Annotated in this window: 22 protein-coding genes and 9 tRNA genes; 23 read left to right on the top strand and 8 right to left on the bottom strand. The window is 28.3% G+C overall.

Going from position 1 to position 25312, the window contains the following annotated elements; genetic code table 11:
• Window positions 1-1308: 1308 nt before the first annotated feature.
• The 14 genes from EYW44_RS12305 to EYW44_RS12250 all read left to right on the top strand — a co-directional run bounded on the left by EYW44_RS12305 (window position 1309) and on the right by EYW44_RS12250 (window position 6956).
• A tRNA-Cys gene (locus EYW44_RS12305) sits at window positions 1309-1381 on the top strand.
• Window positions 1382-1560: 179 nt separating this feature from the next.
• A tRNA-Ile gene (locus EYW44_RS12300) sits at window positions 1561-1633 on the top strand.
• 62 nt (window positions 1634-1695) lie between these two features.
• Window positions 1696-1768 (top strand) — tRNA-Pro (locus tag EYW44_RS12295).
• 186 nt (window positions 1769-1954) lie between these two features.
• Window positions 1955-2037, top strand: a tRNA-Tyr gene (locus EYW44_RS12290).
• A 246-nt stretch (window positions 2038-2283) separates the two neighbouring features.
• Window positions 2284-2356, top strand: a tRNA-Pro gene (locus EYW44_RS12285).
• A gap of 185 nt (window positions 2357-2541) precedes the next feature.
• Window positions 2542-2624: transfer RNA gene (locus tag EYW44_RS12280), tRNA-Tyr, on the top strand.
• Between the two features lie 69 nt (window positions 2625-2693).
• Window positions 2694-2765, top strand: a tRNA-Asp gene (locus EYW44_RS22215).
• 76 nt (window positions 2766-2841) lie between these two features.
• A tRNA-Leu gene (locus EYW44_RS12275) sits at window positions 2842-2915 on the top strand.
• Between the two features lie 138 nt (window positions 2916-3053).
• Window positions 3054-3539 carry a ribonuclease H-like YkuK family protein gene (locus EYW44_RS12270; protein WP_132723957.1) on the top strand — a complete coding sequence of 162 codons (486 nt, stop codon included), beginning with the start codon at window positions 3054-3056 and terminating at the stop codon, window positions 3537-3539.
• Window positions 3540-3593: 54 nt separating this feature from the next.
• Window positions 3594-3666, top strand: a tRNA-Arg gene (locus EYW44_RS12265).
• Window positions 3667-4631: 965 nt separating this feature from the next.
• Window positions 4632-5129 (top strand): hypothetical protein, encoded by a 498-nt coding sequence (locus EYW44_RS22625; RefSeq protein ID WP_243643654.1) that lies wholly within the window; start codon window positions 4632-4634, stop codon window positions 5127-5129.
• A complete protein-coding gene (locus EYW44_RS22620) occupies window positions 5110-5733 on the top strand; it encodes a slipin family protein (RefSeq protein ID WP_306766634.1) in 624 nt (207 codons plus the stop codon). The genes EYW44_RS22625 and EYW44_RS22620 overlap by 20 nt, the downstream gene beginning before the upstream one ends.
• Before the next feature lie 277 nt (window positions 5734-6010).
• Entirely contained in the window at window positions 6011-6256 is a 246-nt protein-coding gene (locus tag EYW44_RS22615; protein WP_243643653.1) for a DUF4345 domain-containing protein, read from the top strand.
• Window positions 6257-6281: 25 nt separating this feature from the next.
• On the top strand, window positions 6282-6956 hold the full coding sequence (locus tag EYW44_RS12250; RefSeq protein WP_132723956.1) for a DUF2461 domain-containing protein: 675 nt from the start codon (window positions 6282-6284) through the stop codon (window positions 6954-6956).
• On the opposite strand, the gene EYW44_RS12245 is transcribed toward EYW44_RS12250, so the two are convergent.
• Window positions 6922-8289: an MATE family efflux transporter gene (locus EYW44_RS12245; RefSeq protein ID WP_132723955.1), complete on the bottom strand. Its 1368-nt coding sequence runs from the start codon at window positions 8287-8289 to the stop codon at window positions 6922-6924. The two genes, EYW44_RS12250 and EYW44_RS12245, sit on opposite strands and share 35 nt — an antisense overlap.
• A 63-nt stretch (window positions 8290-8352) precedes the next feature.
• Here EYW44_RS12245 and EYW44_RS12240 point away from each other — a divergent pair, with 63 nt between their 5' ends.
• Window positions 8353-8748: an acyl-CoA thioesterase gene (locus tag EYW44_RS12240; protein ID WP_132723954.1), complete on the top strand. Its 396-nt coding sequence runs from the start codon at window positions 8353-8355 to the stop codon at window positions 8746-8748.
• Between the two features lie 3 nt (window positions 8749-8751).
• Here the strand turns inward: EYW44_RS12240 and EYW44_RS12235 are convergent, their stop codons facing one another.
• Window positions 8752-9570, bottom strand: coding sequence for an RDD family protein (locus EYW44_RS12235; protein WP_132723953.1), 819 nt, complete (start codon window positions 9568-9570; stop codon window positions 8752-8754).
• 20 nt (window positions 9571-9590) lie between these two features.
• Between EYW44_RS12235 and EYW44_RS12230 the strand changes: the two genes are divergently transcribed.
• From EYW44_RS12230 to EYW44_RS12205, 6 genes are read left to right on the top strand one after another with little or no spacing between them, the layout of a single operon-like run.
• Window positions 9591-10556 (top strand): stage II sporulation protein M, encoded by a 966-nt coding sequence (locus tag EYW44_RS12230; RefSeq protein WP_132723952.1) that lies wholly within the window; start codon window positions 9591-9593, stop codon window positions 10554-10556.
• On the top strand, window positions 10556-11239 hold the full coding sequence (locus EYW44_RS12225) for a hypothetical protein (protein WP_132723951.1): 684 nt from the start codon (window positions 10556-10558) through the stop codon (window positions 11237-11239). Before EYW44_RS12230 ends, EYW44_RS12225 begins: the two co-directional genes overlap by 1 nt.
• A 48-nt stretch (window positions 11240-11287) precedes the next feature.
• A complete protein-coding gene (locus EYW44_RS12220) occupies window positions 11288-12469 on the top strand; it encodes a DUF4350 domain-containing protein (RefSeq protein WP_132723950.1) in 1182 nt (393 codons plus the stop codon).
• A gap of 2 nt (window positions 12470-12471) precedes the next feature.
• Window positions 12472-13479 (top strand): AAA family ATPase, encoded by a 1008-nt coding sequence (locus tag EYW44_RS12215; RefSeq protein WP_132723949.1) that lies wholly within the window; start codon window positions 12472-12474, stop codon window positions 13477-13479.
• Between the two features lie 18 nt (window positions 13480-13497).
• On the top strand, window positions 13498-14832 hold the full coding sequence (locus EYW44_RS12210; RefSeq protein ID WP_132723948.1) for a DUF58 domain-containing protein: 1335 nt from the start codon (window positions 13498-13500) through the stop codon (window positions 14830-14832).
• Window positions 14833-14882: 50 nt separating this feature from the next.
• Window positions 14883-15269: a DUF805 domain-containing protein gene (locus EYW44_RS12205; RefSeq protein WP_132723947.1), complete on the top strand. Its 387-nt coding sequence runs from the start codon at window positions 14883-14885 to the stop codon at window positions 15267-15269.
• 99 nt (window positions 15270-15368) lie between these two features.
• On the opposite strand, the gene EYW44_RS12200 is transcribed toward EYW44_RS12205, so the two are convergent.
• From EYW44_RS12200 to EYW44_RS12190, 3 genes are all read right to left on the bottom strand, one after another.
• On the bottom strand, window positions 15369-16484 hold the full coding sequence (locus EYW44_RS12200; protein WP_132723946.1) for a DEAD/DEAH box helicase: 1116 nt from the start codon (window positions 16482-16484) through the stop codon (window positions 15369-15371).
• 85 nt (window positions 16485-16569) lie between these two features.
• On the bottom strand, window positions 16570-18555 hold the full coding sequence (locus EYW44_RS12195; RefSeq protein ID WP_165872217.1) for a sensor histidine kinase: 1986 nt from the start codon (window positions 18553-18555) through the stop codon (window positions 16570-16572).
• 119 nt (window positions 18556-18674) lie between these two features.
• Window positions 18675-19295 carry an HD domain-containing protein gene (locus EYW44_RS12190; RefSeq protein WP_132723944.1) on the bottom strand — a complete coding sequence of 207 codons (621 nt, stop codon included), beginning with the start codon at window positions 19293-19295 and terminating at the stop codon, window positions 18675-18677.
• Window positions 19296-19500: 205 nt separating this feature from the next.
• Here EYW44_RS12190 and EYW44_RS12185 point away from each other — a divergent pair, with 205 nt between their 5' ends.
• Together EYW44_RS12185 and EYW44_RS12180 are read left to right on the top strand one after the other, a co-directional pair.
• Window positions 19501-20604, top strand: a complete 1104-nt coding sequence (locus EYW44_RS12185; RefSeq protein ID WP_132723943.1) for an energy transducer TonB — start codon at window positions 19501-19503, stop codon at window positions 20602-20604.
• 443 nt (window positions 20605-21047) lie between these two features.
• Window positions 21048-22133: an energy transducer TonB gene (locus EYW44_RS12180; protein WP_165872216.1), complete on the top strand. Its 1086-nt coding sequence runs from the start codon at window positions 21048-21050 to the stop codon at window positions 22131-22133.
• Between the two features lie 93 nt (window positions 22134-22226).
• Here EYW44_RS12180 and EYW44_RS12175 read toward each other — a convergent pair whose 3' ends face one another.
• From EYW44_RS12175 to EYW44_RS12165, 3 genes are all read right to left on the bottom strand, one after another.
• Complete coding sequence (locus EYW44_RS12175; protein ID WP_132723941.1) at window positions 22227-23324, bottom strand: exonuclease domain-containing protein; 1098 nt, start codon at window positions 23322-23324, stop codon at window positions 22227-22229.
• A gap of 83 nt (window positions 23325-23407) precedes the next feature.
• Window positions 23408-24070 (bottom strand): YggS family pyridoxal phosphate-dependent enzyme, encoded by a 663-nt coding sequence (locus tag EYW44_RS12170; protein WP_207893777.1) that lies wholly within the window; start codon window positions 24068-24070, stop codon window positions 23408-23410.
• Window positions 24070-25311, bottom strand: a complete 1242-nt coding sequence (locus EYW44_RS12165; protein WP_132723939.1) for a DUF1015 domain-containing protein — start codon at window positions 25309-25311, stop codon at window positions 24070-24072. Before EYW44_RS12165 ends, EYW44_RS12170 begins: the two co-directional genes overlap by 1 nt.
• Window position 25312: the final 1 nt, after the last annotated feature.

The following is a 25312-nucleotide window of genomic DNA, read 5'->3' as shown; positions in this document are numbered from 1 at the left end:
AACATTTGCTTAACATATGTTAATTCGTTATATTTGAATAGAGATTAGGAGTATTATCAGAAATGATAAGATTATTACCAAAACAATTAACAGACTATTTTTAGTTTTACAAGTTAATTAGATGCGAATTATACCACCCCCGATGTAATTCGCATTTTTTGTTATACCTTTTATAATTTACAGCTTTAATTAAAATGTAAATTATGTTACTTATAAATCCGTTTCTAATTCAAAAACAGTTATTTATAAATAAAAAGTTAAGAAAAACCTTGATTAATATATGTTAATTTTATATATTAGCAATGTGATTATGATGTTCATTTAATAATGTAAAAATTAGCAGTTTATTAATTAAAAGAACCAATCTTGATCAAACTTGATAAGGGAGTAAACTACACTCAATAATATAAGTTGATATAACTGTTAATACAAATGCGAATTATACTAGCCCCCCGTATAATTCGCATTCTTTTTAGGCTTATTTTTTTATTTAAGCTTTATAATTAAAAGAAAATGAGTAATTTTACATTATCAAAAACAAAATGAGTTTACAAATTATACATATAAATAAACAATTAGAACTTTGTTCTTATGATTTTCGCCCGAGTTTTAAGCGAAAAGGATGTTATGTATATAAAATTCAACAATGATTTAAGATAATTATAATAAGAAATAATATAGTACAAGCGTCCAATTAAAAAATTGGACGCTTTTTTTATGAAAAAAAATAAAAAATGTTTAGTTAAGAAAATTAAAAAATAAAGAGATAGTAAAAACAGGAAACAATTGAGAGACAGACCATTGCATTGAATGTTAAGTATCCGTTATATACGGACAGGAATCTTATTGTTTAATTTTAAGTTTAACAACCTGAAAATCAGTAAATTAAAATTAATTTTTCCTTGTGTAATCAAAAAAACTATTTCATATTTGCATCGTCAAAACGAAATAAAAAGTAAAGTTTTGAATTCTGAATTTATTTAAAAAACAGAAACTATTAAATATTAAAAAGTAAATAAAATGAAACAATATTCACAACATATAATAAAAAGCTATTTAGAGTTCCGCTCACCGAGTAGTCTGTGTGTATTATGTGATGATGAATTTAATAGAATAAAGGAGATCTATTATGAGAGTATAAGTTAATTATATATTCATAATATAAAAGAAAGCATCTCCGTAAAAAGAGATGCTTTTTTTATGGAATAAAATCTAAAGAGAATAGTAATTATTGGTTTGTTAGGCTTCATTGCTAATTAAGTTCATATAAAAATGGTGAAGGTTTAATTCATTTATTCTCTGTAAAAAGACAAGGTGGCTGAATGGTTAAGGCAACGGACTGCAAATCCGTTTTTTATGAGTTCGAATCTCATTCTTGTCTCAATGATTGAAATAAGTTCAAATTCATTTGAAAATTATTAAAATTCAAATCATTACTATAATGAGAAAGCAAAACCTCATTGTTGTTTCAGATAAGATCATTGACATATTGAAATTGTAATTACTAGTTAGTGTTTAGTAATTATTACTGTAAATAAACACTAAAAAATACAAACAAAAAGAGATATAACTCAGTTGGTAGAGTACCGTGCTTATATCACGGGAGTCTTGGGTTCGAGTCCCAATGTCTCAATAATTAGGATGTAGTTTTTAGAGTTTGTTAAAAAAGAGTTCAATAAATACTAACTAAAATACCTGGGAAGATAACGATTGGTTGTTTACCTGCTTTGGATGCAGGAGGTTGTAGGTTCGAGTCCTGCTTCCCAGACAAATTGCCTAGAAAGGAGGTGTGTGGAGATTTATAATTAAGATTTTAATGGCTATAAAAAAGAAAAATCTAATTGAAAGTCTCAAAATGAGTTATGACTCATTTGTAAGTTAATAGTAATGCGGTTTGTAGTAGACGGTTTATACTGCAAACTGCCTACTAACTTACTACTAACTATCAAAAAAAGGAAGTGTTGAGCAATTGGTTGGCTCGGCAGACTGTAAATCTGTTCTCTTCGGAGCTTGTAGGTTCGAGTCCTACCACTTCCACAGTTTATTAACGTACAGTTTTATAGTTTTTAATTAGCAGTTTACACTGCTAATTGCTTACTAAATCACTGCATACTAATAAAAAGGTTCATTGGGGTAATGGCTATCCTTCCCAACTGTCTCTCGGGAGATACGAGTTCGATTCTCGTATGAATCGCTATTTCAGTGGTCAATAATCAATGACCGGTTAACAAAATTTGATAATTAATCATTGATAAAAGATAATTGATCACTTACAATTATAAACTGGGAAGATAACGATTGGTTGTTTACCTGCTTTGGATGCAGGAGGTTGTAGGTTCGAGTCCTGCTTCCCAGACAAATTGCCTAGAAAGGAGGTGTGTGGAGACTTATAATTAAGATTTTAATGGCTATAAAAAAGAAAAATCTAATTGAAAGTCTAAAAATGAGTTATGACTCATTTGTAAGTTAATATTAATGCGGTTTGCAGCAGACAATTTATACTACAAACTGCCTACTAACTTACAGCTAATTATCAAAAAAGGAAGTGTTGAGCAATTGGTTGGCTCGGCAGACTGTAAATCTGTTCTCTTCGGAGCTTGTAGGTTCGAGTCCTACCACTTCCACAGTTTATAGTTCTTAATAAGCAGTTTACATAGCAAATTGCTTACTAAATCACTGCATACTAATAAAAAGGTTCATTGGGGTAATGGCTATCCTTCCCGACTGTCTCTCGGGAGATACGAGTTCGATTCTCGTATGAACCGCTATTTTCAGTGGTCATTTATCAATGATCAGAAATACTATTAATTATTGATAACTGATTATTTACAAACTGAAAATGCAGGAATGGCGGAATTGGAATACGCGTCTGACTTAGAATCAGATTTTTGAGAGTTCGAGTCTCTCTTCCTGTACAAATTTAATCGATTACATACTAAAACTATAAATAAAGTTTTGATAATGAGTTTTTAATAGTTTAGTAATGGATTTTTTTAATCTTTATAAGATGTAAGTAAAGAAATAAAGTAAAAATTTAATTTAAAAGAGAAATCATGAAAATTGCAAAACAAAAATGGCGAAACTTAAAAGGAGAGTTTTTTAATGAAAAAATAACTCAATTAGTGGAAAATGCCATTGTAAAAGAAAAAAAAGAAGGAAACCGTATCAAGATTTGCGTTGGTTCCGATTCACAAGCATACACTTCTCATATAGAGTACGCTACCGCTATTGTTGTCATAAGAGAGAATAAAGGAGGTTTTATGTTTGTAAGAAATGAAAAAGGATTAAAAAATATTGGAATCAAAGAACGTATGTTAAAAGAGGTTGCAATGTCTGTAGAGGTAGCTTATGAAATTTGTAATGTGCTTGATGTTTATGATGTAGCATTAGAAGTTCATGCAGATATTAATACAGATGAAAAATTTAAGTCAAATGTAGCTTTTAAGGATGCTATGGGGTACATTTTAGGTATGGGGTTCACTTTTAAAGCAAAACCTCATGCATTTGCTAGTTCATTTTGTGCGGATAGAGCTGTGTAAAAAATTAGTTTAAAGTTATCAATTACTAACAATCTTCTGAAACTTTAAACTTACAGGAGTATAGTTTAATTGGATAAAATTTTAGAGTACGATTCTAAAGATGCAAGTTCGAGTCTTGCTATTCCTACAAATATTAAATATTTTTTAATACGTAAAAAGATTGCGCAATGCTGTTTCAAATTTGCAGTGTTATTAAGAAAAAGTCGCCGAAATAGGGGAGAATTGTTATGAAAAACGTATCAATTTAAAGAATCTAAAAAGAATCTAAAAAGAATCTAAAAAGAATCTATTTTGATATGAAAGTTGAAAGCCTCATCACAAAGGGGGAATTGTGATGAGGTGCATTAATAAGTTCATTTATTTATTAAAAATATCAATCAAGTCTTGTTGTGTGTTTCTGTATAGCACCATTGTATACATTGCTGTAATTATTTGTATTGTGTTTGTATGTGCAACTTGATTTGAAGGTTTTGATTGTTAGCCATAAAACAATCATGGTTCTACAGGTTGTAGGTTCGAGTCCTACCATGATTAACGTCATGTAGCTTAATTGGATAGAGCAGTAGTTTTTTCAGAGTTCGTGGGTTCGAATCCCACTCCCGATAACTCGGGATGGCAGAGTGGTTGAATGCGTTGGACTGAAAATCCATTAACTCTCAGACACTTTTAATGTCTGTTTTTTGTCGCAGGTTCGAATCCTGCCAAGACCACCAAAAAATAGGTCTTGTAGCTCAGTTGGTTAGAGCACTACGCTCATAACGTAGTATTTTCAAAACTTGAATTTTCAAGTTCTACTTTTAGTCAGTAGTTTTTAAGCTCATTATCTTGTAAAACTGATGTAATAAATGAAGTATTGTTTGATGAGTTGCTATATGTAACACTTTAAAATTTGCTTTGCTGTATTCTTAAGTATTAAAATGAGGTGCAAATTTTTATGAGTCAATTGTAAATTAATTAAAATTTCAATCCGCTTTTAAAACAATGTATTCATAAGTTTCTTACAAAGAATTCATCCGTAAATTTTAAAGCATTAGCATGCTTCATTTTGAATTTTAAAAGAAATAATTAAGAATAAATTCTAAAGGAAAAAAAATGAAAAGAGTAAGAATTCAACAAGGAAAAGTAGGACTCGTTTTTAAAAACGGAGACTACAAAAAGGTAATTACTGAAGGAGTAAGTTGGTTATCATTTAGTGAAAAAGTGATACAGTATGATGTATTTAGTATGTTGAATACATATGTTCCTTTAGAAATTTTATTAAAAGATGAAAAACTAGCAACTATGCTAGATGTTATTGAAGTAAAAGATAATGAGTTGGTTATTGTATATGAGAATGATAATTTTAAAACAATATTACAAGCTGGTAGGCATTTATATTGGAAAGGATTCATTAATAGAACTTTTACAAAAATAGATGTCAGCAAAATTTATATTACAGAAAGTATTGACAAAGCATTATTTGCTAATTATGAATTAACAAAGCACATTAGAGTTTTTGAAGTGTTTTCATATGAAAAAGCAGTGTTACTGGTAGATGATGTTTACACAAAAACATTGACAGGAGGAACTTATAGATTTTGGAAAAAATAATACATCAATAAAAATTGCCAAAATAGATACACGTCAATTACAGTTAGATATTTCGGGTCAAGAGCTATTAACTAAAGACAAAGCAGCTATTAGAGTTAATTTTTACACTACTTATAAAGTAACAGATATAGAAAAAGCTTTGTTAGCTAATAAAGATTATGAAAAGCAATTATATGTAGCAATGCAATTAGCATTAAGAGAATATATTGGAACTTATACATTAGATGAATTACTAGATAATAAAGAAGATATTTCTAATTTGGTTTTAGAAGCTACTAAAAAAGTAGTAAATAAATTAGGTGTAGTTGTTATTGACTGTGGAATTAGAGATGTTATTTTACCTGGAGATATGAAAGAGATTATGAATCAGGTATTGTTAGCTCAAAAGAAAGCACAAGCAAATAGTATTACTAGACGTGAAGAAACTGCTGCAACTAGAAGTTTATTAAATACAGCTAAATTAATGGAAAACAATGAAATGTTGTTTAAGTTAAAAGAGATGGAATATGTAGAAAAAATTGCAGATAAAATTGGAGAAATTACTGTTTCAGGTAATGGAAATATGGTAAAGCAATTGAAAGATATATTTACCGTGAATAAATAGTCTGTTTTATAGTAAATTAAAGTAAGGTAGAAATTTAAAAAGTTAAAATCAGTGTTAGATATTTCTGGCGCTGATTTTTTGTTTAAAATAATCAGATAAATGACGATCTTTGTAAAGCAAGAATAAAAATGAATCAAATTTTTAAGAATTTACATCTCATTATTTCTTTATTAATAGTTGTACCAACAGCTATAATTTATGGTAGCCGTTAATTTTAAAAGATCATCTAGATATTCAGGTCAATACAACTGATCTTTCTAATATGTTAAAGGCTATTATGTTTCTGTATTTAGGAATTTCTATAGTATGGTTTGTTGGTATTTTGAAATTAAAGTATTGGAAAATAGCAACTCAATTAAACATACTATTTATGCTAACTTTAGGCGTAGGAAGATTGTTTAGTATGTTAGTTGATGGTGTTCCTTCTAATGGTTATATATTTGGAGTTGTAGCTGAATTAGTTTTAGGTGCTTTTTCTGTATATCAATTAAAAAGATATAATCTTAAAAATTCAGTTCAATAAATAGATCAATCAAAAATATAGTAACATGCAATTTCAAAAGTCTACTTTTCAATTTTTAGAAGAATTATCAAATAATAATGATAGAGATTGGTTTACAGAAAATAAAAATGTTTACAATGATTCTTTACAAAATGCTAAAGATGTATTCTCTGTAATTCATGATAATTTGAATATGCATGACGATATAGAAAAGCAAAAGATTTATAGAATTTATAGAGATGTTCGTTTTTCAAAAGATAAAACACCTTACAATCCACGTTTTGCAACATCTTTCTCAAGAGGTGGAGCACATTTGAGAGGAGGCTATTTTTTACAAATAAAACCAAATGAAACGATGTTAGGTGGTGGTTTTTGGCAGCCTGAAAAGGATGATCTATTAAGAATTCGTAAAGAATTTGAATATGATGATGAAGAGATTAGAGATATTTTAGCTGCTCCTGATTTTAAAAAATATTTTGGAGGAGTTTTAGATGGAGAAGAGCTTAAAACTGCACCAAAAGGTTTTGACAAAAATCATCCATCCATAGATTTAATTCGTAAAAAAGGTTTTATAGCAACACGTACATTTTCTAACAAAGAAGTATTGTCAGCAAATTTTGTTGCTGAAATAGATTTGTCTTTTAAAGCATTAAGACCATTTTTTGATTTAATGAGTAATGTGTTAACTACGAATTTGAATGGTGAGAGTTTAATTGACTAGCTTTTAGCTTGTCAATTTCCTTTTTTAAGAAAAAGTAAGTAACTATTGTAGCTAAAATATCAGAAATAGGGAAAGCAAACCATATACCTTTTAATTCGAAAAACATTGGTAGAAGTATGATAAAAGGTATTAGAAAAATAGATTGTCTTAATAATGTAAGTATTAAAGCCGGAGTTGCTTTTCCTACTGCCTGAAAATAGGATGCGCCAATTAATTGTACAGCAATAAAAGGAGTTGCTAAAAGACAAATTAATAAGGCTTCTGGTGTTTGAGTTAATAAAGTTTCATCAGTGGTAAAAACTGAAACCATTTCATTTTTAAAGAGAAGAATAGCAATAAAAATTACGACACAAATTAGAGTTCCGTAAATAATTGAAATTTTTAGCGTTTCTCTAACTCTATCAAATAATTCAGCTCCGTAATTATAACCTGCAATAGGTAAAAAACCTTGAACGATTCCAAAAACAGGAAAGAAAATAAACATCATTAATCGGTTAATAATTCCGAAGATTGCCACCGATGTTTCATTTCCATATTTGTATAGCGAATAATTTAAAACAATAATTAGAATACTTGAAGTAGCTTGTCTAACCAAAGTAACTACACCTAATGAAGAAATTTCAGCTACAATGCTTTTTTGTAAACGTAAACACTTAGCAGAAATTCTAATTTCACATTTTTTAGAAAATAAAAATCCTAAAATAAATAAACCACAAACAGCATAAGCCAAAGCAGTTGCCAAACCAGCACCAAACATTCCCCAACCTAATATCTTAATAAAAACAACATCAAGTATAATATTAGCAATTGCGGGTAAAATTAAAGCTATCATAGAGTAAGTTGGCTTTCCTAAAGCTCTAATAATAGGGTTTCCCATCATGGCAAACGCTAAAAAAGGAGCTCCTAAAATAATTACTCTAAAATAAGGAATAGCTGGATTTATAATTTCTCCATTAGCTCCAAAAAGTTTTAAAACAGGCGTTTCAAATATCAAACAAATTCCAACTAAAATAAAAGAAATAATAGCTGTTAAACTCAATTGATTTCCAAAAACATTTTTCGCTTTTTCAATATTATCAGCACCAAGCGCTAATGAAATAATAGAACTACCACCAACACCAATTGCCATTCCCATTGAAGAGATTAAAAAACTAATTGGTAATACTACAGTTATAGCTGCAATAGCCAATACGCCAATCCATTGTCCAACAAAAATAGTGTCAACAATCATGTTTATAGACATAACCAAAATACCTATTGAAGCAGGCACAGATTGTTTTAATAATAAAGAACTGATTTTATTAGTAGATAGCTCGTTAGCAACTTGATTCATGATGGTGGAAAATTGATCTACAAAGAAACGAAATAAAACTAAGAGTTGTGTATGTTTGTGTTTATGAATTCAGATAAAATATTTTCAATTACTAGAACGGTTTGTAAAGAAGAAATTGATGAGTTGGCACATGTAAATAATGTAGTATTTGTACTATGGGTACAAGATATTGCTAAGTTACATTGGTCAGAATTAACTAAAGAGAATCCTTTAGACGATATCGTTTGGGTGGTCATTCGTCATGAAATTGATTATTTAGGAGAAGCTAAGTTAAATGATGTAATAACCATAAAAACATGGGTTGGTGAAACCCATGGTGTAAAATCGGTTCGTTATGTTGAAATTTACAAAGAAGAAAAACTTATAGTAAAGGCAAAAACAGTTTGGTGTTTGTTGCATAAAACTACGTTTAAACCTACAAGAATTACTGATACAATAAAAAACGTATTGTTAGCTTAGTTTTTACTTATCTTGAGTATAATAATTAAAATCTTTTAAAACAATATCTATAAACTTAATATCATTCATGTCTTTAGGTTTATTGATATCAGTTACTTCTTCAATTTTTGTTCTTAACTTAATAAGTGTTTTGTAATCTTTAGACTCTTTTACTCTGGTATATGTGTCTTTTATGATTCTTGCATCATTATCAGATAACTTAATAACATTAGCAAAAGTTGGTTTGTAATCTGTTTTTATGTTTTCTAAAATAGTTTTAGAAAAACTAGCTTGATCAGTTAAAGAAACGACTACTGTATTTGCTGAAAAATCACCTAAACGTTGATTTTTTTCTGTAAAAATGATCATTAAAAAACCAACTAATTTTCCTAATAAAAATATAAACCAAAGCCATACATAAAAGCTTTGATTGTCTAGATAGCTACTAAATAAAACAATTACTAAAATAAAAAAGTTGAAATCTACAATTCTTGAAAACCAGCGAATAGTATAATCTAAAATAGAAGGTTTAAATCCTTCAATATTAATAACTTTTATTTTTAATATTCGTTTACCTAGTGTTTGACCATCTAACAATACTTCAGAATACAAGGTGTAAAAAGTAATAGGAATAAAAAATAAAATTTTTAAAGCCTCAGTAGACCAATAGTCATTGTCTACAATATCACCTATAAAATTAAAGTTAATAAATTCAGTTAACAAGTACACATATGCAATTTTTATAACATTATCAATCACAAAAGCAAGCAGTCTTTGCCCAACATTTGCCATTTCAAAATTTATTTTAACATTTTGTGTAGTATTTACTTGTAGTGTTTTCATACAATTTTTACATTTGCTATATGAGAGAAATCGCTTTCATAAAGCAAAATAAAGAAAAATGGCTGGAATTAGAAGAAGTAATTTCAAATAATAGTAAAAAATCTCCAGACGAAATTGCCGACTTACATATAAAAATCATGAATGATTTATCATATGCGCAATCTTATTACCCAAAAAGTAATGTAGTGCCATATTTAAATAAGTTAGCTAAAAGTAGTTATGGGAAAATCTATCATACCAAAAAGCAAGATAAAAACGTTTTATTGGCTTTTTTCTTCGAGAAAGTTCCTTTATTACTGTACAAACACCGTAAGTACATGTATATTTCTTTTGCTTTCTTTTTTGTTTGTTTTTTTATAGGATTGGTGTCTACTTTTAATGATGATAATTTTGCACGTCAGATTTTAGGAGATAGTTATGTAGAGAAAACATTGGAAAATATAGAAAGTGGAGATGCTTTAGCTGTTTACAAAGGAGGAAGTAACTGGGGAAGTTTTATCGGAATTTTTGCAAATAATTTACGTGTAGGTATTTACATGTTTCTATCAGGGTTGTTCCTAGGGTTAGGTACAGGTTTTTATATTATTCAAAATGGAATCATGGTAGCTGTTTTTCAAGCTTTTTTCTATCAAAATAATACTTTGTTAGATAGTTTAAAAGGAATTTGGATTCATGGTACATATGAAATTTTCGGAATGGTTATAGAAGCTGGTTGTGGTTATATTATTGGTGCTAGTATTTTATTTCCAGGAGCTTTAAAAAGGATGGAGTCCTTTAAAAAAGGAATAAGAGAAGCCTTTTTTATATTCATTAGTACAATTCCTTTTACGTTTGTAGCTGCTTTTTTAGAAGGTTATGTAACACGATACTATAATAAAGTACCTGGATTTGTATGTTTCTTAATAATTGCAACGAGTCTGGTTTCTATTTCTTATTACTATTTAATATTGCCTTATAAAGTGGCAGCTAAAAAACTAAATAAATAATGAAGCAATTATTACTGTTTTTTATGCTTTTTTTTAGTCTTGTTGCTACTTCTCAAGAAGAAAATATTGATGTGGTACCAGCTGAAAATAGAGCTTTTAATGAAGATTTAAAATCTAAATACAATGGTAGTGATTTTACCTATACAGAGTACGAAGAGCCTGTAAAAGAAGTAGAGGAGAAGAAACCTGAAAAAGATGTAGACTTAACTTTTTTTAAATCGGTTGTAGATTTTTTAGCAACTATTTTTCCTTATGCATTAGCGTTAATAGTCATATTAATTATTGTAAAAAGTGTTTTAAGTAATGAAGTTTCATTGTGGGATTTCAGTAGAAATAAAACTGAAAAAGTAGCTATTGTAGCTGTTAATGATGAAGAAGATATTCATAAAAATGATTATTTAAAGTTGTTAGAAAAAGCAAAGCAAGACGGTGATTATAGAAAGGCTACAAAATATTACTATTTACATTTATTGAAGAAAATGAATGAAAAAGAGTTGATTAACTTTGATAAAGATAAAACAAACTCTGAGTATATTTTTGATTTGAAAAAAACGGAATTGCGTAAGCCTTTTTCATATTTACTGTATTTATACGATTATGTTTGGTATGGTGAGTTTAATATTGATCAAACAAGTTTTACAGCTATAGAAAAGAAATATCAATCATTTTTAAATACGATATAATTGATTTTTAAAAGAAACATATTATTTTTTACATTCATAATATCTTTAATGGTTTTTACATCATGTTCGTCTAGAACAAATTGGTATGAAAACTATAAAGAACGTTCTAAAGATCCTTTTGGAACTTATATTATTGCTAACGAAGGAGAAGAACTTTTTGGTAAAGATCAGTTTACCATGCTAGATAAGCATATAGAAGATTATTTTTATGATGTTTACTATGATAATGAGGCTGATTATGCTAATTATGTATGTATAAAGTCTATTGCTCATCGTTTAGATAGTTTAAATATTAATAAACTTTTGAATTTTGTAGCATCTGGTAACGATATTTTCTTGTCGTTAAATTATATGAATAGTAGGTTAACGGATACTTTAAAAGTTGAAACAACAAATCTTGATAGTTTAACCTACAATATTTCTAAATTAAAAGAATTGAGAAGCACTTTTAAATTAAGAAATAAAGGATTCAAAGAAACTTCATATGTATTTGATAGAAATATAAGAAGACATTATTTTTCATCTTTTGACCCAGTAACTACCACCGTTTTAGGTACTCAAAAAGTAGGTAGGTTTGATCATCATCCGAATTTTATTAAAGTTAAGTTTTACGATGGTTCTATTTATTTGCATACACAACCTATTGCTTTTACTAATTATAATTTATTAAATGAAAATAAAAGTTATGCGTCTAATGTTCTTTCATATTTACCAAATAGGTTAACATTATGGGATCCGCACATAAGAAGAAGTAAAGAAAATGCTAGAAATCAAGATAGAAATGATAGTACTTCTGCTTTAAACTTTTTTTCACAACATTCATCTTTAAAATGGTCTTTGTATGTTGCTTTTATTGGTTTACTTACTTTTTTAATTTTTAATGCAAGACGTAAACAACGTGCCATTCCTGAAGTAAAACCATTAAAAAATTCAACAAAAGATTTTATACACACGATAGCAAACTTGTATAAAGGGGAACAAAATCATAAAAACTTGGCTACTAAAAAGATTATTTACTTTTTAGAGAAAATAAGAAGCAAATATCATATTGAAACAAGAAACTTAAATAAAGAGTTCATAGAAAAGTTAGCCGCTAAATCAGGAAATACAGTTCATACAACAACATATTTAATAAATACAATTATTACAGTAAACAAAAGGTCAGAGTGTACACAAGATGAACTTGTTCGTTTAAATACACTTATTGAAAACTTTTTACAAAATAAATAATTATGGAAGAAACGAATCAGCCTCAAGAGAGCAATGATAAATTAGAGTTTAAAAATAGAATTGACGTATCTGAATTACAGGAGAGTATATATAAGATAAAAACACAATTAAATAAAGTGATTGTTGGACAAAAAAGTATGATCGATTTATTAATTGTGGCTATTTTTTCTGATGGACATGCATTAATAGAAGGGGTACCAGGTGTTGCAAAAACAATGACGACTAAATTACTTTCTCGTGTTATGGATATTGATTTTAGTAGAATTCAGTTTACTCCAGATTTAATGCCTTCTGATATTTTAGGTACTTCAGTATTTAATGTAAAAAGTAATGAGTTTGAATTTAAAAAAGGACCTATTTTTTCTAATATGGTTTTAATTGATGAAATAAATAGAGCTCCAGCTAAAACTCAAGCAGCATTATTTGAAGTAATGGAAGAAAAGCAAATTACAATGGATGGTGTACGTTATAAAATGAATCCGCCTTTTATTGTATTAGCTACTCAAAACCCAATAGAGCAAGAAGGAACTTATCGTTTACCAGAAGCTCAGTTAGATCGTTTTTTATTTAAAATTAATGTGGATTATCCTACAGCAGCTGAGGAGTTAGAGATTGTTACTAGAGAGCAGGATTTGGTTGAGAATGTAAAATTAGATCAGGTTGAAAAGGTAATTACTGGAGAAGAAATTTTAAAGTTCAGAAAATTAATTACTCAAATAAAAGTAGAGAAAAATTTATTAGAATACATTGCGAATATTGTAGTGAACACAAGAACAAACTCTTTCTTGTTTTTAGGAGCTTCACCAAGGGCAACTATTGCTATTTTAAAAGCATCAAAATCATTTGCAGCTATTAATGGTAGAGATTTTATTACTCCAGAAGATATTAAAAACGCTGCAATTCCAGTTTTAGAACACAGAGTTATTGTTACACCAGAAAGAGAAATGGAAGGGATTACAAGCAGACAAATTATTGAGCAAATAATTGAATCTGTTGAAATACCTAGATAAAATAATTGATCATAAAGAATGAAAAACTTATACAACTCGTTATTTCTAAACAATCGATTTTTCTATGCTTTAGCAATAGTTACTGTGCTATTTGTTATAGGTTTTTTCGTTCCTATGTTTTTTACTTTTGCAAAAGTCTTACTGTTTAGCATTTGTTTAATTACTCTTTTTGATATTGCTATACTTTTTTCAAAAAAGAAAGGTGTTGAGTTAGAACGTACGTTGCCTGAAAGATTATCTAATGGAGATGTAAATACTATTCACTTAAAAGTAGTTAATAATTATAATGTTAAAACGCATGTTTCATTAATTGAAGAGCTTCCTTATCAATTACAAAATAGAAATTTTAAACTCTTTGAAGTTTTTAATCCGAAGCAAGAAAAAGAATTAAGTTATAATGTTACTCCATATGTAAGAGGAGATTATGATTTTGGAAATACCAATGTATATGTTTCTTCATTATTGCAATTGGCAACTAAAAAGTATGTATTAGGAGTTCAGAAAAAAATTAGATGCTATCCTTCGTTTTTAAAGTTGAAAGATTTTAATATGAAAGCGATTTCAAATAATTTAACAGCACACGGAAGTAAGAAAATAAGAAGAATAGGGAACTCTTTAGAATTTGAACAGATTAAAGAATATGTAGCAGGCGATGATATTAGAACATTAAACTGGAAGGCGACAGCTAAGCGTAACCAGTTAATGGTGAATCAGTATGTAGAAGAAAAGTCTCAATCGGTTTATTCAATTATTGATTCTGGTAGAGCTATGCAAATGCATTTTGAAAAGATAACATTATTAGATTACGCCATCAATGCAACATTAGCGGTAAGTAATGTTATTTTAAGAAAACAAGATAAAGCAGGAATGTTTACGTTTTCTAAAAAGATTGATAATATTATTGTAGCAGAACAGCGTAACTCACAAATGAATTTAATTTCAGAAGCTCTTTATAATATTAAAACAGATTTCTTAGAGCCAGATTATAGCTTATTATATGCTTCTATCAAAAGAAAAATTCCGAGTAGAAGTTTATTGATTTTATATACAAATTTTGAAACTCTAGATGCTTTAAGACGTCAATTACCTTATTTAAGAGCTATAGCTAAAAATCATGTTTTATTGGTTGTTTTCTTCAAAAATACTGAGCTGAGTAAAATAGTACAAGAGAAGGCTAATAATGTAAATGATGTTTATGATAAAATAATTGCTGAAAAGTTTATGTACGAAAAGAAGCAGATAGCCAATGAATTAAAAAAGTATGGTATCCAATCAATTTTAACCAAACCTCAAAACTTAACAGGAGATACGATTAATGGATATTTAGAATTAAAATTGCGTGGTTTATTTTAATTCTTTACATTTAAACCTATCAAAAATTAACTTAACTAAATTTTTTTATTATGAATTGGTATGTAAAAGTACTTAAGCAGTATGTTGACTTTAATGGTCGAGCAAGGAGACAAGAGTTTTGGATGTTTACATTGATCAACTTTCTGATTTCTCTTGCTATTAATATTCTATCTTTAGCAATAGCACCAGAATTAGCTATATTAGGAACATTATATTCTCTTGCTGTTTTATTACCGAGTCTTGCTGTAGGAGCTAGACGTTTGCATGATATAGGTAAAAGTGGATGGTTGTTACTTTTAATCTTAATTCCTTTAATAGGAGTTATTTTATTGATTGTTTGGTGGGCAACAGATAGTGAGCATGGACCAAATGATTGGGGACCAAATCCAAAAGGAATCGGAAATGTTAATGAAATTGATTCTTTAGGAAAAGAATAGTTATTTCAGTACATATAAAACAAAAAAAATCGCCATTTCGGCGATTTTTTTTTGATTGGAAATTTTAATAAACAGAAATTCTATTTTAAAATCTTGAATTTATTTTTTAATAAACTTAATATTTAAGTTTTTCTCTAGTTGATGAATTTGCTCTAATTCTTTAGGTAAAATAAAAGCTTGAGAAATTCCTTTTTTACCAGCTCTTGCAGTTCTACCACTTCTGTGAGTATAATATGCTAATTGTTCTGGTAATTGATAATGAATTACAAAGTTTAAATTTTGAACGTCAATACCACGAGCAGCCACATCTGTAGCAATTAAATACTGTAAACTTTCATTTTTAAAAGCACGCATTACCTTATCTCGCTCAATTTGTTTCATGTCACCTTCTAAAACACCAATACTAAAACCTTCTTTTTGTAACTCTTCATTCAGTTTTCTTGCACCAGCTTTTGTTCGAGCGAAAATAATACCTCTTTCATCTGGTCTTTTTTCTAAAAAAGAAACTACAGCGTCTAACTTTTCATTCAGTGTAGTTAAAGAGTAAAAATGTGTGATATTTTGATTTACAACTGAAGAAGGATTAATCTCTACACGTTTGGCATTTACATTCATGTAGTTTTTAATTATTTTTTTGATCTCTTCAGGCATTGTTGCAGAAAAAAGCCACGTATTTCTTTCTCCAGATGTATATTTTAAAATTCTGTTAATAGCCAACTTAAATCCCATACTTAACATTTCGTCAGCTTCATCTAAAACCAATGTTTTAATGTTTTTTAAGTCGATTTCTCCTCTTTCAATTAAATCGATTAATCTACCAGGAGTAGCTACAACTATATGTGTTGGACGTTGTAAATTTTTAATTTGTCTCTCAATTTTTTCACCGCCATAAACACCTTCAACAAATATTTTTCCGTCAACATATTTTGTAAACTTAAATAGTTGTTTTTTTATTTGTTGAACTAACTCTCTTGTAGGAGATAAAATAAGAGCTTGTATGGTATTAGAATTTGGTTTTATTTGATGAAGTATAGGTAAACCAAAAGCAGCTGTTTTTCCTGTTCCAGTTTGAGCTAATCCAATAAAATCAGTTCTTTCATTTAATAAATAAGGAATAGTTCTTTCTTGAATTTCTGTAGGGGTTTTAATACCTAACTCTTTCAATCCTTTTACAAAATCTTTACGTACACCTAAAGCTGAAAATGTTGTTGACATATATAGTTTTTACTGGTGGCAAAGATATGCTTATTTATATTAAATAATAGAGTAGAAGTAGAGTTTGAAAGTGATTGATTATATTTTAAATTTTCCAAGAGAACTTAATGGTAGTACCTAAACCTTTTTCTGACTCTACACAAATGGTTCCGTTATTTTCAGAAACTAATTTTTTTACGATAGATAAACCAATACCAGTACTTTCAACTTCGCTATTATTATTTAGCTTACTAAACATTTCAAATATTTTATGATGGTACTTTTCGGGTATACCAGGACCGTTGTCACCAACAAAAAATAGGTATTCTTCATTTAATGTAGAAACTCCAACAGTTATAACAGGTTTTTCCTTATCATTATGCTTAATAGCATTACTAATTAAATTTTGAAACACGTGTTCTAATTCAATTCTGTTAGCAAAAATTTCTGAATCTTTTTCAGGTAAAACAAAAGTATTTTTAGTGTCAAAAATTTCGGTAACTTCAATTAGTAATTCATTAAAGCTAAAAGTGTTTTTTTGTTTTTTACCTCTAGCTACTTTTGAATATTCTAAAAGACCATCAATCAAAGCGCTCATTTTAGACACTCTTCCTTTTAATAACTCAAAATAATTTTTAGAGTTATCATCAAGAGATTCTTCTAAATCTTCTTCAATAAAAGTAACCAAAGTATGCATTGCTACTAAAGGAGCTTTTAAATCATGAGAAACGATATGATTAAAACTATCTAATTCAGAATTTGAGCTTTCCAACTGTTTTAAATTTTCTTTAAGTTCTAAGTTAACATTTGATAGTTCTTTAGATTTTACAGAGATTTCTTTTTTCTGTTCTAAAGCAAATTCTTTAGCTTTTTCTAACTCTTTAAAAGAATCCGAAAATCTATTCATTAGTAACATGGAAAGCATCATAAAAACCAGTACGTATCCGAAGTTTACATATATAATTGCATTGGCGTTCTTACCTAAAAATATAAAAATGTGAATGCAAAAAACGACAGTTCCTAAAATCATGCTTACCAGTAATAAAATAGATTCGTGTCTTTTACCAATAATTGCTTTCATAATAATAAAGGTTACATATAACAGGTTAACCATCATTAATATTAAAAAAGGTAGCACAAACCTTGTAAAATGTGGAGCAGGTAAGAATATGACTAAAGCACTAAGTGTGTAAAAGCTTAGCCTAATAACTTTAGAATATGTTTTATGTGTAAAACTGGTGAAAATACTATCAAAAAATAGGCTAGCAGCTGTACCCGCTAAAAATAAAGATACATACTCTATTTTTGTAAGAATAACCCAGCTAGATGATTCAAAAATTCTAGCTAAAGGAGCATATCTATCGCTTAAACCCATGTATGATAAGCAAATACAAGCAAAAGCAAAGAATAATACGGCTTTATCTTTATTCCAGTAAAAAAGATAAAATAATAAAAAGAAAGCCCCAATAAAGCCTAAACAACCAATAAAAATCATGTCAGCAATAATGCGTTTAGCTCTTACATTGCTTAAGTGTTCACTGTTAGCCAAAACAAGAGGTTTGTCGATTCCTCCTTTATTGTGATAAAAATTTGCTGTTTGTATAACTATATCAAGTTGATTTTCATTGGTATCTAAAGGAATTATTTGTGAGTATCTTCTGTGTAACGTTTCACTTCGTGTTGTTCCAACTTTACCTATTTCAGAAATTAACTTACCATTAATCCAAGTTTTTGATGATGCATATATGGCAGGAATAAATAATGATAAGTGTTTGTTTTTTTCAGGTAAAGTGTATTTTAACCGATAGGTTGCATAACCGATAGAAGGAAGGTTTTCTCCATCAGCAAGACTATAATTGGTCCAATTTGTTAGTGAAACTTTGGTGTGTGTGTAATTGTTGTTAAATTCATTGGGATTAATTAATTGTTTCCAATAGAATTCCCAACCAGAATCGAGAGAGATTTCAGTACTTTTAGTATTAACAGGAGATTTCTGGAGAGAAGTTGTATTAACTATACTATCATGTTTTTTTAAACCAAATACACTATTTGAAAATAAAAATACTAGGATGTAACAACAAAAAAACTTCAAACATTCACTCTTCAACAACAATTTATTCATTAAAAAAGGATCTTGTTTATAAATTGTATATACATAATTTGAGAAAGCCAAATTACTTAATATATATGACTTTAGAAAATTGTAAAGGGCTACAAATCTTTTAATTCGTTTCTCAGATTAACTCTAGCCTTCTTTTCATATAGACTTACAAAAGTTTCAGTTTTGTAAATACTTTTTTTATCTAAAAAGTGTAATAACACCTTCTTTCTACCTTTTTTATACAATAAGTTAGGTATCAGTTTATATTCTTTTCTAATAGCTTTTGTATAACTCTCATAAATTTCTTCAGATTGCCCTAAAATGGCTAAGTCAAAATCAATAAGTAATTTACTGTCATTATTACTGCTTTCATGAGTTTTAGTAGCTAGTATTTGTTCTTGAATATTTTCTAATATTTCTTTGGAAAGAGAAATTTTAGACAATTCATCAACAGCATAATCAGCACTTCTTTCTTCATTATCTTTTTTCCATATGTTGTAAATAACATCATGATAAAAAATAGAAAAAGCAATTGTATCAGGGGTTTCTAATTGGCTTTCAAATTGATCGTAGTATCTAAAAAGTTCTTCTAAATGATTTAAATTATGATATGCTCTGTGACTCTCAGAATATTTATTATGAATGTTTTTCCAGAACTTTTTGATGAAGTCGGTATCATCTGTGTATTTTATAAGTAGGTTTTCAAAACGTTTTTCTAATTGAGAAGCCATAAATTTAGATTGTGAGCACTAAATTATGAAAATATTTTTTTTGAAGTAATAAAAGGTTTTATACTTAGTCCGTAGTGATAAATATTGGTAATCGTTTGGTTTATAGTTTATTCTATTTATAGTAAAAAAACATTTTTTGATATTTTATTTGCTTAATTTATATCAAATTTATACATTTGAACATAATCCCTAATCCCCAAGCACCATGTGTAGATTACTACTCATAGTGTGTGCGTTATCTCTGTACACACATGTTTCTGCTCAAACTAAAACGTGTTCTAAAGACAAAATAGAACCTATTTTAGATTTAAATACCATTACAAAGTGTTCCGTAGAAAAATCTGATAATACCGAAGAAGAAAAGGTTTCTGTAAAAGTAGTTTCTAGAAAAAGAATATTACGTAAAAGAGATAAAGCAACAGGTATTGTTACAAATAGTTATTCTCACAAATTAGTTAATTTAAAGGATAAAATATCTAAAATGAATGAGCTTGAATTTGATAAGACAGGCGGTCATAAGATAATTCCTTTCAATTTTGTTGAAGAAATTCCTTTGTTTAAAGAATGTCAAATAGTTTCTTTAGATGATCAAGATAAATGTTTCCGAGAGCAATTAACAGCGCACATTAGAAAGAACTTTAAGTATCCTGAAAAAGCTTATGAAGAAGCTATACAGGGTAGAGTATATGTATATTTTTTAATAGACAAAGAAGGTAATATTAGTCAAATTAAGTCTAAATCACCTTTTAAGGGAGAAATATTAGGAGAGGAAGCCGAGCGAATTGTTAAAGAGTTACCAAAATTCATTCCAGGTAAACACAATGGTGCCCCAATTACTGTGAAATATGGATTACCAATAACTTTTAAAATACCAGGAGTTAAGCCATCTAATATTGAAGAAGACAAAATTAAAGAAACTAAAAAGGTTGAAGTAAAGGAAGTAGAAGTAATAGATGAAAACAAGTATGCTTTCTATGAATTAGAGAGTATTCCTCAATTTAAAACTTGTGGTAACGATTTAAGTATACAATGTTTCAATAGACAGCTAATTCAGCATATACAAGAGTATTTTGATTATCCTGAAAGCGCTTTAGATGATGATATACAAGGTATTGTAAATATTAAGTTTGTAGTTAACAGAAAAGGTGATATTGTAAATATTGAAACAGATGGTCCTGAGAATGGAGAAGTTTTAGAAGAAGCAGCTGTAAACTTAGTGAAAAAACTATCTAGATTTCAGCCAGCTGTTAAGAATGGTAAAAAAGTAAATGCTAAATATGGCTTTCCAATCAGTTTTAGTTTGAAATAATTAGAAATACTTAATACCTCTAAAACATCATTTTTTTAAATAAAATCTTAAAAATCTGCGTTTTTTATTGAGTTTAACAGTTTTTTATGTTTAAAAATGGGGAAAATCACCTTGTTATTGCATAATTTTCTTCAATAATTGAAAAAAAAATTAACAAATGATAATTTTTTTTATCTAGTTGATTCATATGAATTATAACTAATAAAAAAAGAATTTATTAAAAGTTTTAAGTGTTGCAATTCAGTGTTTTAAAAGCTTTTTGTTTAACTTGTTTATGAAAAAAAATTGCCTCTAAAAATGATGTCTTTTTAGTGAAAAATCAACTTAAATTTCTATAATGAGCTGTAAAACAGCACATAGTTTTTCATGTTTTTTGTTTATTAGTTTTTTTCTTAATACATTTAGCTTAATCTATAATCTAAATAAACCTAAAACAAATTATGATGCAAAAACTATTACTTGTAGTATGTACTTTGTTTTTTAGCATGCAACTTGCAGCACAAAAAACAACATGTACAGATGAATCGGGGGACTCAGTTCAAGGTTTGAATAGCATTACTAAGTGCACCGTTCAAGAGTCAAACGAAGAAGGTGTTAAAACTGAAAAAATTAGCATTAAAGTTGTTTCAAGAAAAAGGATTTTAAGAAAAAGAAACGAAGCTTCTGGTATTTTAACCAATGAAAATCAAACGAATCACAAATTAGCAAGCATTAAAAAGAAGATTTCTGAAATCAACCAAGGGCTTAACGTCAATGAGATTAAAAGGAAAGAAGCTGTTTTGTTTAATTTTGTAGAAGAGATTCCGTTATTCGAATCTTGTGAAAGTTCACCACTTGCTCAACAAGAAAAGTGTTTTAGGTCTGAATTATCTAAGCATATCAAAAGAAATTTCAGATATCCTGAAAAATCTTACAATAAAGGAATTCAAGGAAGAGTTTTTATCTTTTTTAATATTGATAGTGATGGTCATGTAGTAAACCTTAAAACTGTAGATCCGTATTTAGGAGAAGAGTTAGGGGAAGAGGCAAAAAGAATAATTAAGAAATTACCAGAATTTAAACCAGGAAAACAAGGAGGAAATCCAATTGCTGTAAAATATGGATTACCAATTACGTTTAAAATTCCAGGAGTTAAGCCTACTAACATTAAAAAACCAAACGTTAAGAAAGACTTAGGAGTTCTTTATACATTTAATAGATTAAACGCAATTCCTAGATTTAAAGCTTGTTCTGAAACGAATGATGTAAAATGTTTTAATAAAGGTTTAATAAAGCATATTCAAGAGAACTTTATATACCCTGAATCAGCTATTGACGATAATATAGAAGGGATGGTAGACATCAATTTCGTAATTGATGCAACAGGTAAAGTTGTTAATATAGAAGCTAAAGGTGCTAAAAATGCTGAAATATTAGAAAAGGCAGCTATTAATTTAGTAAAAAAATTACCAACTTTTACTCCTGCTGTTAAAGATGGAAAAAAGGTAAATGCTAAATATAATTTTCCACTTAACTTTAGTTTAGATTAATGATTAGATAAAATTACATAAAATAAAAAAGACATGTTTTTTACATGTCTTTTTTTATGATTATCATTTTTGTTGATGATAATTATTATATCTCTATGAATCTACTTCGTATCTAACAATCTTTTCAACAGTTTTACTACTACTAATCAGAAAGTTTTTAATAACAGTTTTGGCAAGTTCCTTATTTTCAATTGGAGTGATTAAATTCTTTAAAATATGAATCTCATTATTTTGATACGCCAAATTGGTAAAAGCATGTCCTAAAACAGTATTTTCTTCAATTAAAATAATAGATTTTTCTTCTGGTTCTCTACCTTTATTTACAAGCAGAAAATTATCATGATTAAAATCTTTATCAGTTAACTTTCTTTTTCTTACGATGTTATATTTAGGTTTTAAGGTGTCTAATTCAATATAATACTTTAATCTTGTAAGTAGTTGGTTACCAGTTTCTTCGTAGGTGATATTTTCAACTTTAGTACTAATCTTAACAGCTCGTTTCGAGTTTTTAAGAAATAACTTATTGACTTCCTGTCGAATATTTCTTCCTCTGCCTAAAAAAATAATTTTACCCTCTTCATTATGAACATAATATACGCCTTCCTTTTCAGGCAAATCATCTAAAATTGATTGTAATTTTAATTTATGATTTCTGTTATCAGTGTATTTAATTGTTCGTTGAATGATTTTTTTATTAGTATCTTTTTCAAGAAGTAACTTAAAAAGTTTAACCGTTGCTTGGGCATCGCCACTAGCACGATGTCTATCGGCAACAGCTATGCCTAAATTGCGGCATAATTTACCTAAACTATAAGAAGGTTGATCTAAAATTAATTTCTTACTAAGTGTAACAGAACAAAGAGTGTTTTTAAAATAATCGTAACCTAATCGGCTAAATTCATTTTTTAAAACTCTGTAATCAAAAGCAGCATTGTGTGCAACCAAAATACAGTCAGATGTAATTTCTACGATTCTTTTGGCTACTTCATGAAACTTTGGTGCATTACGAAGCATTTTATTGTTAATACCTGTTAGTTTAACAACAAACTCTTGAATTTCTTTTTCAGGGTTGATTAAAGATATAAATTGATCTACTATTTCGTGTCCGTCAAATTTATAGATAGCTATTTCAGTAATGCCTTCTTCATTAAATTTTCCCCCAGTTGTTTCTATGTCTAAAATTGCGTACATGCAGTAAAGGTTTCCTATTTATCATAATAATATGGGGAGTAGATTTTGGCAAATATAAAGAAAATCAGATAAGTGACTAAAATTTAAATTTTGTAGTTTCTATTACCAAAAATTGAACTACCAATTCTTACCATAGTACTGCCACAATCAATTGCCAATTGATAATCTCCACTCATTCCCATAGATAATGTAGTAAATTTATCTTTACCACTGATATTAATTTCGTTAAACAGGGCTTTTAGATCGTTGAACTCACTTTTTAATTGTTCTTGATCATCGGTAAAAGTTGCCATTCCCATTAAACCAACAACATTTATGTTTTTTAGCTCTTTTATTTCTTCAGAAAATAGAATGTTTTTGATTTCTTGAAAAGTTAAACCAAATTTAGTTTCTTCTTTAGCAATGCGAGCTTGTAGTAAGCAATTGATAACTCTATCATGTTTTTTTGCTTGTTTGTCTATTTCTTTAAGAGTTTTAAAACTATCAACACCATGAATTAAACTAACAAAATGCGCCATATATTTTACCTTATTTCTTTGTAAATGACCAATCATGTGCCATTCAATATCTTTAGGTAGTTCATCATATTTGGTTACCATTTCCTGTATTTTATTTTCACCAAATATTCGTTGACCAGCATTGTAAGCTTCTTGTAAATCACTAATAGGTTTTGTTTTAGAAACTGCTACTAATGTTACATTTTCTGGCAATTTATTTTTTATGTTGATTAAATTTTCTGCAATCATTATAAGAATTCGTAAATAGTTAAAGCACTTCTTAATTTAGGTTCTATATAAGTTGTTTTAGGTGGCATTACCAAATTGGCATCTACGATATTTTTTATTTCTTGTATGTTAGTTGGTAACATACCAAATGAAACTTTAAATTCACCATTGTCTACTTTATTCTTTAATTCTAAACCATCAGATTTATCTTGAGAATAAATAATTTTAGAAGCATTTCTAATATCATTAATACCTAAAATAGGTTTTAAAACTGTTCGGTATAAAATTTCAGCATCTAACTCACTTAGTTTATCACTAAATTCATAAGCAGATTTTCTTAAGTATAAAGCATAAAAATCACCATTTAAATACATGCTAAAATGATGTTTTTCTTTTGGTTTATATAATTCTTGACCTCTGTTTTCTATTCTGAAGTAAGTATCTAATTCTATTAAAAACTCTTCAACACTTAAACCATTTAAATCTTTAATGAATCGATTAAATTCATAAATGCTAAGTTGACTTTCAGATAAAAGATAGCTCATAAAAAAATTATAATCCTCTTTACCTGTGTGATTAGGGTTTTCTTTAGCTAAATTTTTAGCTAATAAACAAGACGAAGTCGTTCTATGATGTCCATCTGCAATATATAATGTATCTATATTATTGAAAGACTTTGTTATAATCTCAATATCGTTAACATCGTTTACCTGCCATAAAAAATGTAAAACTTTATCGGTAGTAGAGAATTCATATTCGGCCCTTTGATTTTGATATTTATTTAGAATCATATTAATATCGGTATCATCAGGGTAGGTTAGTAACACTGGCTCTGCGTTAAAACCTGTGTTTTTTAGATAGTTTTCAAAAAGTAATTCTCTTTCTTTTAAGGTACGTTCGTGTATTTTAATAACATTGTTATGATAATCTTCTACAGAAGTAGCAGCTATTATACCACAAAAAGTATTAGTAGCAGTTACTTTTTTATAAACGTAAAAAGAAGGCTGTTCATCTTGAACAAAAATATTGTCTTCTTTGAATTCTAAATATCTATTGTGTACAAGTTTAAAACGTTGCTCACCAGTTATATCTTGTTTTTGATATTTATAACCAGGATTAACTACATGTAAAAAGGTATACGGATTAAAAGCTAAATTAGCATTCAAAAAATCTTTGTCATATAGTTCATACGATTTAGATGCTACTAATGCTACTTTATCTCTAGTTGGACGTATTGCCTTAAATGGTTTTACAATTGCCATA

Origin of the sequence: Tenacibaculum sp. M341, assembly GCF_004337695.1 — a bacterium.
Lineage (GTDB): Bacteria > Bacteroidota > Bacteroidia > Flavobacteriales > Flavobacteriaceae > Polaribacter.
Note: the sequence above shows the minus strand (reverse complement) of the source record. Positions and strands in the feature narration are given on the sequence as shown.